The organism is Leucobacter luti, assembly GCF_050310065.1.
In the GTDB taxonomy this organism is placed as follows: Bacteria; Actinomycetota; Actinomycetes; order Actinomycetales; family Microbacteriaceae; genus Leucobacter; species Leucobacter luti_B.
Window position 1 is genome coordinate 3,013,412 of sequence record NZ_CP190007.1, and the last position, 17,146, is coordinate 3,030,557.

Here is a 17,146-nt window from a genome sequence, read left to right on the forward strand (position 1 = left end):
GGCTTGTTAGCCTGCGAGCATGAGGCGGCTCAGATACTCGATCAACGTGACGCTCGACGGCTGCGTCGACCACACGGCGGGGCTCGCGAGCGTCGAGGGACACCGCCACCATCAGGAGAATCTCGAGCGCGCCGACGCGATGCTGCTCGGCCGCGTCACCTACGAGCTCATGGAGGGTGCCTGGCGACCGCCTGCCTCCGACGCGATGCCCGAGTGGGCGCAGCCCTTCGCCTGCGCGATGGACGCCGTGAAGAAATACGTGGTCACGAGCACACTCGAGCGCGTCGACTGGAACTCGGAGATCCTGCGCGGCGACCTCGCGGCCGCGGTCAGGGGACTCAAGGAGCAGCCCGGCGGCGAGATCCTCACGGGCGGCGTGACCCTCCCGACCGCGCTCGCGAGCCTCGGCCTCATCGACGAGTACGAGTTCGTGGTGCAGCCCCGGATCGCGGGGCGCGGCCCCACCCTGCTGGCCGGCCTGCCCTGGATCCTCGACCTCGAACTCATCGACCGCAGAGACCTCGGCGACGGCTCGACCGTCCACCGCTACGCCCCGGCGGCATAGTCGACCTTGCCGGTGAGGCGCCGGGAGGGGCTACGCGTCGGCTGCGGTGAGGATCGCCGCCTCGGAGGCGGGCGTCTCGTGCGGGCGGCCGATGTGCGCGAAGTGCCGGCCGGCGAACGCGAGCACCAGGATCGCCACGACCACGGAGGCCGCGCCGGCCCAGTACGGCGCTCCGTCCCCGATCGCGTCCGCGAGCGGCCCCGCGACCGCGGGCGCCACGGCGCCGCCCATGAAGCGCACCCCCGAGTACGTCGACGACGCGACGTTGCGCGGCAGATCCGTCGCCTCCATCACGGCCTCGGTAAGCGCGGTGTTCATGACGCCGAGCAGGAGCCCGGCGACGATCACGACCGCGATGAGCCCCGTGAGGCTCGTCACGAAGAGCCCGAGCAGCACGAGGCACACGGTGAGCCCGCCCAGCATCGTGAAGAGCACGGGGCGCAGCCCGAATCGTCTGGTCAGGACCGGGGCAACGAGCACCGAGGTGATCGCGAGCGCGAGCCCCCAGCCGAAGAACACGAGCCCGAGCTCGTGCGCCCCGAAGTCGAGCCCCGCCGCGCGGGCCGCCGCCTCCATCGGGTACGGGCTGTAGGCCAGCAGCACGAAGAAGCCGAAGTTGTAGAAGAGCGCGACGATCGAGAGCGACAGCAGCGCCGGGTTTGCGAGCGCCCGGAATCCGGCGAGGATTGAGGGCCGCGGCGGCCGCGCGGCCTCCGGCTCAGCTGACGCCTGCCCCGGATCCGCGGCCGGCTTCCGCAGCAGCACCAGGATCGCGACGAGCGCGACCGCCATCAGCGCCGCCGTGCCGAAGAACGGCCCGCGCCACGAGAACGTGCCGAGTGCGCCCCCAATCAGGGGCCCGACCGCGAGGCCGACGCCGAGCGCGGCCTCGTACAGCACGATCGCCTGCCGCGAGCCTCCCGACGCGGCCCCCACGATTGCTGCAAGCGCCGTCGAGATGAAGAGCGCGTTGCCGAGCCCCCACCCCGCACGGAACCCGATGATCGCGTCCACCGTACCGGACGCCCCCGCGAGCCCCGCGAACACCACGACGAGCACGAGCCCCGAGATGAGCGTCGCCTTCACCCCGATCCGGGAGGATACCCAGCTCGTGAAGAACATCGCCGCGCCCGTGATGAACAGGTAGCTCGTGAAGAGGAGCATGGTTTGGCTCGCACTGGCCCCGAGTTCGCGGCTGATCGCGGGCAGGATCGGGTCGACGAGCCCGATTCCCATGAAGGAGACCGCGCAGGCGAACGCGATCGCCCACACCGCGGTCGGCTGGCGCAGGATCGACGGCGCGGACCGCGCTTCGGTTGACGGTGCAGTTGACGGCGATGTTGACAGTGAATGAGACGGTGAAGTGGACGTAATGACTCCTCGATCGGTGCGGACGGGCTTGCCGGAGCGGCCCGCCGCTACGGCGCCTCGAGGCTCGCCGCGAGCCGATCGATGACCCCCGTCGCCGCGGCGAGCGCCGCGCGATCCGCGTCGCTCAGGCTCCGGATCAGGGGTTCGAGCCGCGCCGCGACGTCGCCGCGGTAGTCGGCGAGGGCCCGGGATCCCGCGGCGGTGATCGTCACGAGCGCGGCGCGGCCGTCGGCCGGGTCGGGCGTCCGCTCGACCCAGCCCTCGCCCGCGAGCCGGTTCACGAGCGAGGTCGCACTCGGCTGCGTGATGCGCTGCTGCTTCGCGATCCCGCTCACGCGCGCCCCGCCGCCGCGCTCGAGCGCGGCGAGCGTGCGCCAGGCGACCGTCGAAAAGCGCAGCTCAGGCAGGTGCCCCGCGACGCGCACGAAACGACTCGTCGCCTGCACGAGCCGCACGGCCTCGGTGTTCTCGCTCTCGCCCTCACTCACACGAGCACTCTACGCCGATTTACATAGTCTGTCTATCTAATTGCGCGGGAGCGGGATCCGGATCCACGCCAGACGCCGGATCCGGATCCCGCGCGCACACAAACAGCCCCGCCCGCCGCGGCGTCCGAAGACTCCGAGGCGGGCGGGGCTGGCAGACTGCGCGAGTCCGGTGAGGACTACGCGCCGGTGTAATACCCGTCGGCGACGGTGAGCGCCTCGTCGATGATGTCGAGGCCCTTGACTAGGTCTTCCTCGCTGATGATCAGCGGCGGGGCGATCTGCAGGCGGTTCCCGGCTGCGAACGGCCAGAGGCCGGCCTGCTTGCACGCCGCGACCACCGCGTTGAACGGCGCGGCGGCCTCGCCACCCGCGTTGAACGGGATGAGCGGCTCGCGCGTCTCGCGGTCGAGCACGAGCTCGAGCGCCCAGAACAGGCCCTTTCCGCGGTACTCGCCGACCGAGGGGTGCTTCTCGGCGAACTCGCGCAGGCGCGGCTCGATGACGCGGGTGCCGAGATCCCGGACCCGCTCGATGATGCCCTCGTTCTCGAAGATGTCGAACGTCGCGACGCCCGCGGCGCACGCCAGCGGGTGCCCCGAGTAGGTGAGCCCGCCGGGGAACGCGCGATCCTCGAAGGCGCTGTGCACCTGCTCGCTGATCACGACGCCGCCGAGCGGCACGTAGCCCGAGTTGACGCCCTTCGCGAAGGTCACGAGGTCGGGCTTCACGTCGAACGCCTGGTAGGCGAACCACTCGCCCGTGCGGCCGAAGCCGACCATGACCTCGTCGCAGATCATGAGGATCCCGTACTTGTCGCAGATCGCGCGCACGCCGGGCAGGTAGCCGGGCGGCGGCACGAGCACGCCGTTCGTGCCGGTGACGGTCTCGAGCACGACCGCGGCGATCGTGCCGGGGCCCTCGAGCTGGATCTGCTCCTCGAGGTGTTTGAGCGCGCGCTCGGTCTCCTGCTCGGGCGTCTCGGCCCAGAACGCGCTGCGGTAGGCGTAGGGGCCGAAGAAGTGGACGACCTCGCCGTCGATGACGTCGTTCGGCCAGCGGCGCGGCTCGCCCGTCATCGTGATCGCGGTGCCCGTGGAGCCGTGGTACGAGCGGTAGCGCGAGAGGATCTTGCGGCGGCCGGTCGACTGGCGCGCGAGGCGCACCGCGTACTCGATCGCCTCGGCGCCGCCGTTCGTGAAGAACACCGAGCGCGCGCCGTCGAAGGAGTGCTCGACGATGCGCTTGGCGAGCTCGCCGCGCACGTCGTTCGCCATGGCGGGCTGGATCGTCGCCATGCGGCCGGCCTGCTCCTGGATCGCCTTGACGAGCTCGGGGTGCTGGTGGCCGAGGTTCAGGTTGACGAGCTGCGATGAGAAGTCGAGGTACTCGTTGCCGTCGTAGTCCCACATCCGCACGCCCTCGCCCTTGGCGATGGGGAGCGGCTTGATCTGGCCCTGCGCCGACCAGGAGTGGAAGACGTAGTTGCGGTCGTTCTCGCGCACCTCGCGCTGCGCCGCCGTGTCGCCGAACTCCTGCTCGGCGCCGTTCAGGTCGATGTAATCAGCCATGATCTCGATCCTTCCTTGAGTGATGATGATGCTGGGAAACGGGCTGGGGCCGCACGGTTCCGGATCCGGAACCGCGCAGCCCGTTGCCCGCCTGTGCTGGTACGAGCTGGTGTTAGCTGTTGCTCGGGAAGCCGAGGTCGACCTTCGACTGGTCCGGGTTCGGCCAGCGGCTCGTGACGACCTTCGAGCGGGTGTAGAAGTGGATCGACTCGGGGCCGTAGATGTGGGCGTCGCCGAAGAGCGAGTCCTTCCAGCCGCCGAAGGAGAACGAGCCGACCGGGACCGGGATCGGGACGTTGATGCCGACCATGCCGGCCTCGACCTCGAACTCGAACTGGCGGGCGAGGCCGCCGTCGCGCGTGAAGATCGCGGTGCCGTTGCCGAACTGGTGGTCGTTGATGAGCTGGACGGCCTCGTCGTAGGTGTCGACGCGGACGACCGCGAGGACCGGCCCGAAGATCTCCTCGAGGTAGACCTTGCTGTCGGTCTTGACGTTGTCGAGCAGCGAGACGCCCGTGAAGAAGCCGTTGCCCTCGAACTTCGCCTCGCGGCCGTCGACGACCACGGTCGCGCCCTCGGCCTCGGCTCCCGCGACGTAGGACTCGACGCGCTCCTTCGCCTGCTGGGTGATGAGCGGGCCCATCTCCGAGGCGGGATCGGTGCCGTCGCCGATCTTCAGATCCTTCATGCGATCAGCGATCTTCTGCACGAGCTCGTCGCCGACACCACCGACTGCGAGCACGACCGAGACGGCCATGCAGCGCTCGCCAGCCGAGCCGTAGGCTGCGGAGACCGCGGCGTCGGCAGCCATGTTGAGGTCGGCGTCGGGCATCACGATCATGTGGTTCTTCGCGCCGCCGAGCGCCTGGACGCGCTTGCCGTTCGCGGCAGCGCGCTCGTAGATGTACTTCGCGATCGGGGTCGAGCCGACGAACGAGATCGCCTTCACGTCGGGGCTGTCGAGCAGGGTGTCGACCGCGACCTTGTCACCGTTGACGACGTTGAGCACGCCGTCGGGGAGGCCGGCCTCGCGGAAGAGATCCGCGATGAAGATCGAGGCGGAGGGATCCCGCTCCGACGGCTTCAGGACCACGGTGTTGCCGCAGGCGATCGCCGAGGCGATCATCCAGAGCGGGACCATGACCGGGAAGTTGAAGGGCGTGATGGCCGCGACGACGCCGACGGGCTGCTTGATCGAGTGGACGTCGACGCCGGTCGAGACCTGCTCGTCGCGCTCGCCCTTCAGGAGGTGGAGGAGGCCCGAGGCGAACTCGACGTTCTCGAGGCCGCGCGCGATCTCGCCCGCCGCGTCCGAGAGCACCTTGCCGTGCTCGCTCGTGACGATCGCCGCGAGCTCGGGCGTACGCTGCTTGAGCAGCTGGCGCAGGTTGAAGAACACGTCGGCGCGCTTCGTGAGGCTCGTCTTCCGCCACTTCGGGAGCGCGGCCTTGGCGGCGGCGATGGCCTCCTCAACCGTGGCGACCGATGCGATCGCGAGTTCGTGCTGCTCCTCGCCCGTTGCCGGGTTGTAGACCGGCTGCGTGCGCTCGCCGGCGGTGACCTTCTCGCCGCCGATGATGTGGGGGATGAGTGCCATTGCGTGCGTCCTCTCCTGTCGGATCCTGTGGATCTGGTGGTTCCTGTGCGTTGCCCGGCTACTTTCGGGCATTCTGTTCGGGATCTCCGACCCCGAGTAATGCCAGTCTGTCAGGGGATCTGAGCTGGCGGCACCGGCAGATGATCCAGTGTTCCCGCATGATCCGGACACTCTGTATGATCAGGCACATGGACAGCGAGAACCGGGCCGCGTCGGAGCAGGGGCCGAGCGTCGCCGACGTGCTCGAGATCCCCGAGCTCGTCGCGGGAAGCCCCGAGCTCGTCGCGGGCGGGCGCGGCCTCGACCGGCAGATCCGGTGGGCGCACGTCGTCGCCGGCACCGGGGCGATCGCACTCCTCGACGGCGGCGAGCTCGTACTGACCACGGGCGCCGGCTGGCCGCGCGAGGAGGGGCCGCTCGCGGAGCTCGCGGCCGAGCTCGTCGGCTCGGGTCCCGCGGCCGTCGTGTTCGAGCTGAGCCGGGCATTCGACGTCGCGCCGCCCGCGCTCGCCGCGGCCTGCGACGCCGCCGCGATCCCACTCATCGTGCTGCATCGCGAGGTGCGCTTTGTGCAGATCACGCAGCGAGTCCACCAGCGGGTGCTCGCGACGCAAAATGAGGCGCTCGAGGCGCGCGCCGAGGTGCACGCGATGCTCACCGAGCTCGGGCTCAACCGCAGCCCCGTCGACTTCGTGATCGAGCGGCTGGCGGAGACGCTCGGCGCGCCGGTCGTGCTCGAGGACTCCGCCGGGGCCGTCGTCGCGTGGGCGAGCCGGGATCGGGATCCCGAGCGGGTGCTCGCGGCGTGGGGCGCGCCCGGGCCAGCCGGCCGGTCCGGCGGCCTCGCGGGCCCCGGCGGCCTCGCGGGCCCCGGGGGCCCGGGGGGCCTCGGCGGCCTCGATCCCGGCTGCGATCAGGTGCCCGTCGAGGCGCAGGGGAAGCGATGGGGGCGACTGACCGCTCTCGACGGGCCACCCCACCCCGCCGGGCGGCGCACGGTGCTCGAGCTCGGCGCGTTCGCGCTCGCGCTCGGCCGACTCGCGGATCCCGACGGCGACCAGTGGCTCAGGGACAGCTCGAAGCGCGTGTTCGACGCCCTGCTCAGCGGTAGGTTCCGGCGAGACACGGAGCTCGCGGCACAGCTCGCCGCCGCCGGGCTTCCGGTCGAGGACCGCGTGCTTGCCGGGGCGACGCTGCGCGGCACGGGCGGCTTCGGCTCCCCCGGTCCGCTCGAACGCGCGCTGCTCGAGACTGCGCTCCGGCGCGCGGTCGCCCCGGAGGGACGCGTGCTCATCGCGGCGGCGCCGGACGAGGGCGGCGGCGCAGGCGGATCCGGATCCGGATCCGGGCCAGGATCCGGAGCCGACCAGCACTTCTCGGCCGTCTCACCGACGCTCCTCGTGCTCCTCTCGTTCCCTCGCGGCGACGCCCGGCTCGACCCCGCGGAATCCTCGGCGGCGATCCCGCCCCTCGCCGCGAGGCTCGCCAAGGAGCTCGACATGCTGCTGCCCTCGACGACGCCCGCGGCGTGGCGGGCGCACATCGGCATCGGGGCTCCCGTGCGCGGGGTGCGCGGGCTGATCACGTCGCTCGAGCGGGTGCGGGCGGCGGGCCGGCTCGAGCCGACCGCCGCGATCGGGCGCGTGACCGCGCAGGAGGCGGAGCGGCAGGCGCTCGCGTTCCTCGTGCGCGGGCTGTCGGCGCAGCCCGAGGTGCAGGAGTTCGCGACGGAGGCGCTCGCCCCACTCGTGGCGCACGACGCGGCCGCCGGGCCGGGGCACAGCGGCGACCTGCTCCTGGTTTTGCGGTCCTATCTGCTGTTTCCCACGAATCGCTCGCGGGCGGCGCAGCACGCGCGGCTGTCGCGCTCGGTCTTCTACCAGCGGCTCGCGCTCATTGAGGAGCTGCTCGGCGCGGATCTCGCCGACGGCCCGACGATCGCGACCCTCACGGTAGCCCTCCTCGCCACCGCCTAGCCCGCGCGCCCCAGCACCCCGCCGTGCCTTGCCGGGTCGCGAGGTCGAGTCGGCCGTAAGGCCCCTTTCAAGCGCTCGAAAGGGGCCTTCCGGCCGACTCGACCCGGGGAGGGCTCGGAGGAGGCTGCGCCGGCGCCCGCGCTAGGCGCGAGGCTAGGAGCGTGAGGGGGTCCAGAGGGAGGGGTACGGGTGGCCGAGCCCGACGACGAGGCGGCGGAGCGCCGGGAGGGAAAGCCCGATCACGCAGCTCGGCGCGCCCTCGATGCGCTCGATGAACGCGCCCGCGAGGCCGTCGATCGCGAAGCCCCCGGCGAGCTCGAGCGGTTCCCCCGTCGCGACGTACGCCGCGAGCTCATCGTCACTCAGATCCGCGGCGAGCGTCACCCGCGCCGTGTCCACGGCGCCCCGCGCCCCGCGCACCGACCCGCCAGTGTGGTCGATCAGCCAGTGCCCGGAATGCAGCACGCCCGTGCGCCCGCGGTGCTGCTTCGACCGCTCGAGCGCGACCTCCGGCAGGTGCGGCTTGCCCAGGATCTCCCCGTCGAGCAGGAACATTGAGTCGCCGCCGAGCACGAGCCCGTCAATCTCGTCGCCGTGTCTCCGCACGACGTCCTCGGCCTTCAGCCGCCCGAGGTACTCGGTCAGCTCCGGCGCGGTGAGCGCGCGCCCGAGCTCCGCCTCGCGCGCGGCGACCTCCGCGTCCTCGTCCACCTCGGGCGAGAAGCAGACCGGCTCGATCCCGGCGCCGCGCAGCACGGAGAGGCGGGCGGGCGACGTCGAGGCGAGGTAGAGGCGCATGCGCCGAGTTTACGGGGTGCGCCTCCGCAGGGTCAGCGCGGCGGCGGCGAGCGCCGCAATCGCGACGGCCCCCACGATGATCAGCGGTTTCGCAAGGTCGCCCGCGGCGCCGCTCGTGACGGCGTTCACCGCGTCGACTGCGTAGCTGAGCGGCAGCCAGTCGGAGATCGCCTGCAGCGCGTCCGGCATCTGATCCCGCGGCATAATGAGCCCGCCGAGCAGGATCTGCGGAAACACGAGCACCGGCATGAACTGCACCGCCTGGAACTCGGTGCGCGCGAACGCGCTCGCGAGCAGCCCGAGCCCCGTGCCGAGCAGCGCGTCGACGACCGCGACGAGCCCGAGCTGCCAGATCTCCCCGTCGACTCGCAGCCCGCACACGACGACCGCGAACCCCACCGTGATGATCGCCTGCAGCGCTGCCATCAGCCCAAACGCGAGCGCGTACCCCACGATGAAGTCGCCCTTGCCGAGCGGCGTCGTCATGAGCCGCTCGAGCGTTCCCGAGCGCCGCTCGCGCAGCGTCGTCACCGAGGTCACGACGAGCATGAGGATGAACGGGAAGAGCGCCAGGATCGGCCCGCCGTAGCGGTCGAACGCGCCTTCCTGCTCGTCGAGCAGCCACGCGAAGAGCCCGACGAGCAGCGACGGCGCGGCGAGCAGCAGCGCGATCGACCGCGGATCGTGCGAGAGCTGCCGCAGCACGCGGCCGCACGTCGCGAAGGTGCGCCCGGGCGTCACGATCCGGCCGCCGATCCAGATCCAGCGCCGCCAACTCCCGATCCGAAGGCCGATCCGGCCCCCGTAGCCTCGGATCCCGACCTCGCGATCACCGCGAGGAAGGCCTCCTCCGCGTCGCTCGCACCGGTGCTCGCGAGCAGCTCAGCCGGCGTCATGTCGGCGAGGATCCGCCCCTCGCGCATGAGAAGAAGCCCGTCGCACCGCACGGCCTCGTCCATCACGTGGCTGCTCACGATGAGCGTCGCGCCCTCCGCCGCGAGCCGCGCGAAGAGCGCCCAGAGCTCGGCGCGCAGCACGGGGTCGAGGCCGACGGTCGGCTCGTCGAGCACGATCAGCTCGGGATCGCCGAGGAGTGCGGCCGCGAGCGACACCCGCCCGCGCTGCCCGCCGCTCAGCGCCTCGACCCGCTGGGAGGTGACGCCGCCGAGGCCGACGAGCTCCTCGACCCGCTCGGCGTCGCCCCGCGGCGCGCCGAGAACGCGCGCGAAGTATCTGAGGTTCTGCCCCACGGTCAGGTCGTCGTACACGGAAGCCGCCTGCGTCGCGTACGCGACCCGTCGCCTGAGCGCCCGCGCCCCCGCCCGCTCGCCGAGCACGCGCACCTCGCCAGACACCCCGTCCTGCACCCCGACGATCGCGCGCATGAGCGTCGATTTGCCGCACCCCGAGGGGCCGAGCAGCCCCGTCACGCGGCCGCGCGGGATCCCGAACTCGAGCCCGTCGAGCACCGTGCGGCGCCCGCGGCGCACCCTGAGCCCGCTCACCTCGACCGCGTTGCCACCGTGCCTCATGTCCTGATCGTACGCCCGACTACCGACACGGACCCAGACCCCTGCCGCGCGCGCCCAGCTGCGGCCAGGATCCGGCGCCAGGCAATGGGACAATGGAGGCATGTCATCAACTGATACCCCTGTTCGCACCCCCCTCGAGATCGGTGAGGTGGTGGAGCTCGACGTCACGGGCATCGCCCACGGCGGCGTCAGCGTCGCCCGGCACGACGGCCGCGTCGTGTTCATCGCGGACGCGATCCCCGGCGAGCGCGTGCGCGCCCGCGTCACCGAGGCGAAGAAGAAGTCGTTCGCGCGGGCCACGACGATCGAGGTGCTCGATGCGTCGCCGGATCGCCGCGACCACGTCTGGGCAGAGGCCTCCGTGGAGCGGGATCCCGAGGACCGTGCGGGCGGCGCCGAGTTCGGGCACATCGCGCTCGAACGGCAGCGCGCCCTGAAGGCCGAGGTGCTCACGGACGCGATGCGCCGCTTCGGCGGCGTCGAGCTCGCGGTCGAAGAGGGCGACGATCTCGCTGATGCGCTCGCGGATCTCGTCGAGGCGGCCCCCGGCGACGACGAGACGGGCGGCCTCGGCTACCGCACGCGCGTGCGGCTGCACGTCGATCCCGAGACGGGGCTCGTCGGGCCGTACGCGGCGCGCAGCCGCCGCGTGATCCCGGTCGCATCGCTGCCGCTCGCGAGTGAGGGGATCAACACGATCGCCCCGCTCGACGAGGCCATGCCGGGCGCCGCGACCGTCGACCTCATCGACCCCGCCGCCGACGACCCGCGCATGCTCGTCGGCATGCCCGGCGAGAAGCAGATTGCGGGCGCCTCGGACGCGGTCCGCGAACTCGTCGGCGACCGGGGCTTCCTGGTGCGCGCCGGCGGGTTCTGGCAGGTCCACCGCGAGGCGCCGCTCGTGCTCTTCTCCGCCGTGCGCGACGCGATCGCCGGGCTCATCGAGGACGGCCGCTTCGACCCGGCCGCGGGCAATCTCGACCTCTACGGCGGCGCCGGCCTGCTCGCGGCGGCGATGGCGGAGGCCGCGGGACCTGGCGTCAAGGTGTCGACGGTCGAGACCGAGGCCGCCGCGACCGATGACGCGTCCGAGAATCTGTCGGAGCTCGTGGGGGCGCTCGCCCACACGGCGCGGGTGGATCGCCACCTGGGTGAGCTGCTCAAGGCCTCGGCGCCGGTGCGGGATCGCCTGCGCCGCGGCACGGTCGTGCTGGATCCGCCGCGCTCGGGCGCCGGCGGCGGCGTGACCGGGCAGATCGCCGAGCTCGCGCCCGCGAACGTCGTGTACGTCGCGTGCGATCCCGTGGCGCTTGCGCGCGACACGAAGAGCCTGCGGGACGCCGGGTACGAGCTCACCGAGCTGCGGGCGTTCGACATCTTCCCGCACACACACCACTTCGAGTCGCTGGCGGTCTTCCAGCGCTAACCCCGCTGACCATTGCCGAAACTGCGCTCCATGTACCTCTTATCGCGGATACATCCCGCATGGAGCGCAGTTTCGGCAAGGTACGGGTAGGGCCGAAGGGCTAGCTGAGGGACGTGACGCGGATGAGGCCCGTCATCTCGGGGTGGATCGAGCAGTCGTAGAGGAAGTCGCCCTCCTCCTCGAAGAGGTGCGTGTAGCTGCCCTCGCGCATGAGCTCGCTCACGAAACTGCCGTCGCCCGCGACCACGTCGTGCTCCGCCGGGCCCTCGAACACCCAGCGCACGGCCTGGCCGGGCGCGATCGTCACCTGCTTCGGCTCGTACGCGTTGTCGAACGCGCGCACCGTCACCGCAGCCTTCACCTCGTCATCCGAGGGGACGACGTCCGGCTTCGTCGCGGCGCATCCCGCGAGCGCGCCGACGCCGACGATGCCCGCGAGCCCGGCAAGACCGCCGAGCAGTCGGCGGCGGCTCAGCGCGCCATTGGTCACCCCAGAGAACTGCGATCCCCGGTCAGACAAGGTTTCCTCCTCGTAGCGATGCGGGCTAGTAGCGATGTGGGCTAGTGGCGGTGCAGCGCGCGCGCCGCGTCGGTGATCGCCCCTGTCATCGACGGGTACACGGCGAACGCCGAGGCGACCTGGTCGACCGTGAGGCGGTGCTCGACGGCGAGCGCGAGCGAGAAGATGAGTTCGGACGCCCGGTGCGCGACGATCACGCCGCCGATCACGGTGCCGGATGCTTCCCACGCGAACAGCTTCACGAAGCCGTCGGTGAAGCCGATCATCTTCGCGCGCGGGTTGACGCTGAGCGGCACGGTGTGGCTGATCGCCTTCGCGACGTCCGAGGCGTCGGCGAGCGAGTGCTCGTTCCAGCCGACCGTCGCGATCTCGGGGTAGGTGAACACGTTCGCCGAGACGTTGCGGAGGTCGATCGGTCGCACGAAGTCGCCGAGCGCGTGCATGATCGCGGTGCGCCCCTGCATCGAGGCGACCGAGGCGAGCGGGAAGAAGTCGGTGCAGTCGCCCGCGGCGTAGATGGAGGGCACCGCAGTTCGGGCGACCTTGTTGACGCGCACATGCCCGCTCTCGGTGAGCTGCACGCCGGCCTCCTCCAGGCCGAGGCCCGCGGTGTTCGGCACCGATCCGACGGCCATGAGGCAGTGCGAGGCCTCGACCGTGCGGCCGTCCTCGAGTTCGACGAGCACGCCCTCCTCGGTGCGGGTCACGGTCTTGGCGCGCGACTTCGACATCACGTGCATGCCGAGGCGGGCGAACTCGCGCTCGATGACGGCCGCCGCGTCCGGATCCTCGCCCGGGAGCACCTGCTCACGGCTCGAAACGAGCGTCACCTCGGCGCCGAGGGTGCGGTACGCGTTCGCGAACTCCGCTCCCGTGACTCCGGATCCCACGACCACGAGGTGCTCCGGGATGGCCGGGAGGTTGTAGAGCTGCTTCCAGGTCAGGATCCGCTCGCCGTCCGGCTTCGCGGACTCGAGCTCGCGCGGGCTCGAGCCGACCGCGAGCACGATCGTGTCGGCCTCGATGCGGTCGAAGTCGGTGCCGCCGGATGCGGTCGAGACGAGCACGGCGCCCGGCCCGTCGAGCCGGCCCTCGCCCTGCACGACGCGCACGCCGGCGTCCTCGAGCGAGCGCAGCATGTCGACGGACTGCGCGCCCGCCATTGCGAGCAGGCGCTTGTTGACGGCCGCGAGGTTCACCGCAATCTCGGGCCGCACGGGCTTGCCGTGGCTGCCCGGCACGAAGGTCTGCACGCCGAGGCGCCCGGAGTCGCGCACGGCCTGCACGCCGCCTGCCGTCGCGATCAGGCTCTTCGAGGGGACCACATCGGTGAGCACCGCGGCCCCGCCAACGCCGGCGCGCTCGATGAGCGTCACATCCGCTCCGAGCTGAGCGCCCGCTAGTGCTGCCTCGTAGCCGCCGGGGCCACCACCGAGCACCGCGATCCGATGCTTCCGTTCATACGCCTTCGCCATGCGACCAGTTTAGTTGCCGCGCGCCCCGGATCGCCTCCCGGCCGCGCGACCGCTCCCGGCCCCGCGAAGTTGCGCGGACGAGTGCGGTCTGCAGAACGCCCTCAGCAGCCCCGGCCGCAGCCTGCGCCGTCGCCCGCGCAGCCGGGCCAGCGCCGCTCGAGCCTGCGCTCGAGCTTCTTCCAGTAGCTCTGCATGACGGAGCTGGTGCGCGCCCCCATCCAGAGCTCGATGTGCCGCACGTTCTCCGCATCGGCCCACAGCCACTCGTCGAACCAGGCCTCGACCGCCCCAGCGAGCGCCTCGCCGCGGCGGCGGCCGATCCCGGGGCGCGGGCTGGGCTCGCGCTGCTCCCGGCAGAGCCAGGTGACCCCGACCCCTTCCGGCGCCTCGACGGGCTCAACCTGAATCTCGGAGAAGACCTCGATAAACACGCGCCCGTAGGTTTCAGCTGGGAGACCGGCAAGCCACTCGCGCAGCGAGGGGAGGTCGGAGATGTCTCCTGCGGCGACCACGCAGTCGAGGCCCGCGGGGTCGACCACGGTGACAGCGTCAGGGCGCTCAGCGGGATCGAAGTCATTCACACCGCTAGCTTAGGCCATCCTTACCTACGTCGGGTGAATTCTCGGGAGACGGTCAGGCTGCCCCGCCCGGCGCGATCCCCGCGCGGGCCCGAATCGGCGCGCCGTGATCCCGATCCTGATCCCAAGCATATTCGACGATCAATAGGGTCACATTGCGGCCGGGTGCCTCGCGAGGCATCCGTCTCGGCCTATGATCGAGCGGCAAGGGGTAGTCCCCCGGCCGACCCGCCAGCGGGCCGGCGATGCTGCCGGATCCGGTGGCATCGGAGAACAACGACGTTGGAAGGACCGCCGCACATGACGAGGACCGAATCCCCCGAGCACGCCTCGGCGACCGAGCCTGCGAACGAGCGGCGCGACGCCGCGATCGCGGAGCTCGCAGGGATTCGGTCGGGGATCGGCGCGGCGACGGCAGGCGCGGAGGAGCTCAATATGGATGATCCCAGCTCCGATTACCGAGGCGAGCAGGGCGCCTACCCCGGAGGGGCCGCGGAGCCCACGACGGGCGCGCACACCTTCCCCCAGCTCACGAACGTGCGGGCGGCCGCCTCTTCGGGGGCCGCCCTTGAGCGCGATCCCGGTATGCCGGCGAGCACCTGGCGGCTCCGGAGCGACGCGTGGGAGTACCTGCGCTACTCCGTGAAGCGCCTCGCGCTCGGCAACGACGAGGACGAGTCGCTCGCCTCCGACGGCGAGATCTACCGCAACCTGCGCGCGCTCGAGACGATCGAGATGTACTGGGCCGGCTACGGCAAGCGCTACGTCGAGGCCGTGCGCGACGCGCTCGAGTCCGGCGACTACGCCGCGGCCCTCGACCGCATCGGCCGCGTCGTGAACCGGCTCCGCGGCGAGGCGACGCCCGACGAGCTCCGCGACGAGTTCCTCGACGAGCAGGAGCGCGCGGATCACGCGGCCGACGCGGATCTGCGCCCCCGCTTCGAGGTGCTCGTGCTCGACGAGACGACCGACGGGGACCGCGACGCGCTGCGCGTCGAGGTGCAGAAGCTGCGGAGCCCCGCCGACGCCTTCATCTACGAGTACGTCATCGTGCCCTCGGCGGACGACGCCGTCGCCGCCGTGCTCACGAACCCGAACATCCTCGCGGTCGTCGTGCGGCCCGGCTTCAGCGACCGCACGAAGCAGAAGCTGAGCCGGGATCTCCAGGAGACGATCCGGCTCGCGCGCGCCGAGGTGGCCCGCGGATCCGCCCCCGGCCGCTCATCCCTCGCGAGCGTGCAGCGCGTGCTCGGGATCGCCGACACGCTCGCCGCGATCCGCCCGGAGCTCGACCTCTACCTCATGGCCGGCGCGCACATCGAGGACCTCGCGGGCGCGCTGACCAGGCGTTTCCGCCGCGTCTTCCGGCGCGAGGACCAGCTCGAGCTGCACCTCTCGCTGCTCCGCCGCGTCTCGCACCTCTACGACACCCCGTTCTTCTCCGCGATCCAGGATCACGCGCGCCGCCCCGTCGGCGTCTTCCACGCGCTGCCCGTCGCCCGCGGCGGCTCGGTCGTCTCGTCGAAGTGGATCCGGGACCTCGCAGACTTCTACGGCCTGAACCTGCTGCTCGCCGAGACGAGCGCAACCTCGGGCGGGCTCGACTCGCTGCTCGCGCCCGTGCGCACGCTCAAGAAGGCGCAGGAGCTCGCGGCGCGCGCCTACGGCGCGAAGCACACGTTCTTCGTGACGAACGGCACCTCGACCGCGAACAAGATCGTGCACCAGGCGCTCGTCGCCCCGAACGACGTCGTGATGGTGGATCGCAACTGCCACAAGTCGCACCACCACGCCGTCATGCTGACGGGCGCGCGCCCCGCCTATCTCGAGGCGTACCCGCTCAACGACTTCGCGTTCTACGGCGCGGTGCCGCTCGACCGGATCAAGCAGCTCCTCCTCGACTACCGCGCGGCCGGCCGCCTCGACGAGGTGCGCATGATCACGCTCACGAACTGCACCTTCGACGGCATCGTCTACGACCCGGAGCGGGTCATGGCCGAGTGCCTCGCGATCAAGCCCGACCTCGTGTTCCTGTGGGACGAGGCGTGGTTCGCGTTCGCCGCCTTCCACCCCGTGACCAGGCGCCGCACGGCGATGGCCGCGGCGAAGAAGCTCGAGGACCGCTTCGCGACCGCGACGCACGCCGCCGCGTACCGCGCGCAGCAAGCGCGGCTCTTCGGCCCCGACGGCACGCCGGCCGACGACTCGGTCTGGCTGGAGGAGCGCCTGATCCCGTCGCCGAGCGCGCGGCTGCGCGTGTACGCGACCCAGTCGACGCACAAGACCCTCACGGCGCTTCGCCAGGGCTCGATGATTCACGTCTACGATCAGGACTGGAAGCGCGAGGCCGAGGAGCCGTTCCACGAGGCGTACATGACGCACACCTCGACCTCGCCGAACTACCAGATCCTGTCGTCGCTCGACATCGGCAGGCGGCAGGTCGAGCTCGAGGGCTTCGACCTCGTGCAGCGCCAGCTCGACCTCGCGACGAGCCTGTCTCAGGCCATCGCGCGCCACCCGCTGCTGCGCCGCACCTTCCGCGTGCTCACGGCGCACGACCTGATCCCGGTCGCGAACCGCGAGCGCGGCAGGCCGATGCCGCTGCGCGACGGGCTCTCGACCATGTGGGAGGCCTGGGCGAGCGACGAGTTCGTCATCGACCCCTCGCGCGTCACGATCGAGATCAGCCGCACGGGCGTCGACGGCGACACGTTCAAGCACGAGCACCTCATGGACCGCTACGGCATCCAGGTGAACAAGACGAGCCGCAACACGGTCCTGTTCATGACGAACATCGGCACCTCGCGCAGCGCGATCGCCTACCTCATCGAGGTGCTCGTGAAGCTCGCCGAGCGCTTCGAGGAGGCGCGGGCGCAGCAGGATCCCGACATCGATCTCCCCGATGAGGAGCCGATGCCCCCGCTGCCCGACTTCAGCGCGTTCTCCCCGAGCTTCGCAAGCGACGGCGGCGCGGAGAATCTGCCGGACGGCGACATGCGCGCCGCCTTCTTCCTCGGCCAGAAGCGCGGCGCCGTGGAGCACGTGCGGCACGCCGAGCTCCGCGAGCGCGTCGCCGCCGGCGAGCGCCCGGTCTCGGCCGGCTTCGTGACGCCCTACCCGCCCGGCTTCCCCGTGCTCGTGCCCGGCCAGCTCATCACTGCCGAGGTGCTCGACTTCATGGCCGTGCTCGACACGCGCGAGATCCACGGCTACGACCCGCGCCGCGGGTACCGGATCCTGAAGCAGGACTAG

At 71.5% G+C, this 17,146-nt stretch carries 14 protein-coding genes; 4 read left to right on the forward strand and 10 right to left on the reverse strand.

From position 1 onward, the window contains the following. Positions 1 to 19: 19 nt before the first annotated feature. The gene (locus tag ACOPJ3_RS13705; protein WP_427869719.1) at positions 20 to 565 is read left to right on the forward strand and encodes a dihydrofolate reductase family protein; all 546 of its coding nucleotides are present in this window, start codon (positions 20 to 22) and stop codon (positions 563 to 565) included. Positions 566 to 595: 30 nt separating this feature from the next. On the opposite strand, the gene ACOPJ3_RS13710 is transcribed toward ACOPJ3_RS13705, so the two are convergent. From ACOPJ3_RS13710 to ACOPJ3_RS13725, 4 genes are all read right to left on the reverse strand, one after another. After that, positions 596 to 1,801, reverse strand: coding sequence for an MFS transporter (locus ACOPJ3_RS13710; RefSeq protein ID WP_427869720.1), 1,206 nt, complete (start codon positions 1,799 to 1,801; stop codon positions 596 to 598). A 182-nt stretch (positions 1,802 to 1,983) separates the two neighbouring features. Then, positions 1,984 to 2,424 carry a MarR family winged helix-turn-helix transcriptional regulator gene (locus tag ACOPJ3_RS13715; RefSeq protein WP_427869721.1) on the reverse strand — a complete coding sequence of 147 codons (441 nt, stop codon included), beginning with the start codon at positions 2,422 to 2,424 and terminating at the stop codon, positions 1,984 to 1,986. Between the two features lie 176 nt (positions 2,425 to 2,600). Beyond that, positions 2,601 to 3,992: an aspartate aminotransferase family protein gene (locus tag ACOPJ3_RS13720; RefSeq protein WP_427869722.1), complete on the reverse strand. Its 1,392-nt coding sequence runs from the start codon at positions 3,990 to 3,992 to the stop codon at positions 2,601 to 2,603. A 112-nt stretch (positions 3,993 to 4,104) separates the two neighbouring features. Continuing rightward, positions 4,105 to 5,589 carry a CoA-acylating methylmalonate-semialdehyde dehydrogenase gene (locus tag ACOPJ3_RS13725; RefSeq protein ID WP_427869723.1) on the reverse strand — a complete coding sequence of 495 codons (1,485 nt, stop codon included), beginning with the start codon at positions 5,587 to 5,589 and terminating at the stop codon, positions 4,105 to 4,107. 188 nt (positions 5,590 to 5,777) lie between these two features. On the opposite strand from ACOPJ3_RS13725, the gene ACOPJ3_RS13730 reads away from it, so the two are divergent. Then, entirely contained in the window at positions 5,778 to 7,565 is a 1,788-nt protein-coding gene (locus ACOPJ3_RS13730; RefSeq protein WP_427869724.1) for a PucR family transcriptional regulator ligand-binding domain-containing protein, read from the forward strand. 153 nt (positions 7,566 to 7,718) lie between these two features. Here ACOPJ3_RS13730 and ACOPJ3_RS13735 read toward each other — a convergent pair whose 3' ends face one another. From ACOPJ3_RS13735 to ACOPJ3_RS13745, 3 genes are read right to left on the reverse strand one after another with little or no spacing between them, the layout of a single operon-like run. Then, positions 7,719 to 8,363 (reverse strand): Maf family protein, encoded by a 645-nt coding sequence (locus ACOPJ3_RS13735; RefSeq protein ID WP_427869725.1) that lies wholly within the window; start codon positions 8,361 to 8,363, stop codon positions 7,719 to 7,721. A 9-nt stretch (positions 8,364 to 8,372) separates the two neighbouring features. After that, positions 8,373 to 9,104, reverse strand: coding sequence for an ABC transporter permease (locus tag ACOPJ3_RS13740; protein ID WP_427869726.1), 732 nt, complete (start codon positions 9,102 to 9,104; stop codon positions 8,373 to 8,375). Further along, positions 9,101 to 9,895 (reverse strand): ABC transporter ATP-binding protein, encoded by a 795-nt coding sequence (locus tag ACOPJ3_RS13745; protein WP_427869727.1) that lies wholly within the window; start codon positions 9,893 to 9,895, stop codon positions 9,101 to 9,103. The genes ACOPJ3_RS13740 and ACOPJ3_RS13745 overlap by 4 nt, the downstream gene beginning before the upstream one ends. A 100-nt stretch (positions 9,896 to 9,995) precedes the next feature. Between ACOPJ3_RS13745 and ACOPJ3_RS13750 the strand changes: the two genes are divergently transcribed. Further along, positions 9,996 to 11,321: a class I SAM-dependent RNA methyltransferase gene (locus tag ACOPJ3_RS13750; protein WP_427869728.1), complete on the forward strand. Its 1,326-nt coding sequence runs from the start codon at positions 9,996 to 9,998 to the stop codon at positions 11,319 to 11,321. Between the two features lie 100 nt (positions 11,322 to 11,421). Here the strand turns inward: ACOPJ3_RS13750 and ACOPJ3_RS13755 are convergent, their stop codons facing one another. The 3 genes from ACOPJ3_RS13755 to ACOPJ3_RS13765 all read right to left on the reverse strand — a co-directional run bounded on the left by ACOPJ3_RS13755 (position 11,422) and on the right by ACOPJ3_RS13765 (position 13,897). Further along, positions 11,422 to 11,841, reverse strand: coding sequence for a cupredoxin domain-containing protein (locus ACOPJ3_RS13755; protein ID WP_427869729.1), 420 nt, complete (start codon positions 11,839 to 11,841; stop codon positions 11,422 to 11,424). A gap of 41 nt (positions 11,842 to 11,882) precedes the next feature. Further along, positions 11,883 to 13,316, reverse strand: coding sequence for an NAD(P)H-quinone dehydrogenase (locus tag ACOPJ3_RS13760; protein WP_427869730.1), 1,434 nt, complete (start codon positions 13,314 to 13,316; stop codon positions 11,883 to 11,885). A 101-nt stretch (positions 13,317 to 13,417) separates the two neighbouring features. Next, a complete protein-coding gene (locus tag ACOPJ3_RS13765; protein WP_427869731.1) occupies positions 13,418 to 13,897 on the reverse strand; it encodes an SIP domain-containing protein in 480 nt (159 codons plus the stop codon). 582 nt (positions 13,898 to 14,479) lie between these two features. On the opposite strand from ACOPJ3_RS13765, the gene ACOPJ3_RS13770 reads away from it, so the two are divergent. Next, the gene (locus ACOPJ3_RS13770) at positions 14,480 to 17,146 is read left to right on the forward strand and encodes an aminotransferase class I/II-fold pyridoxal phosphate-dependent enzyme (RefSeq protein ID WP_427871238.1); all 2,667 of its coding nucleotides are present in this window, start codon (positions 14,480 to 14,482) and stop codon (positions 17,144 to 17,146) included.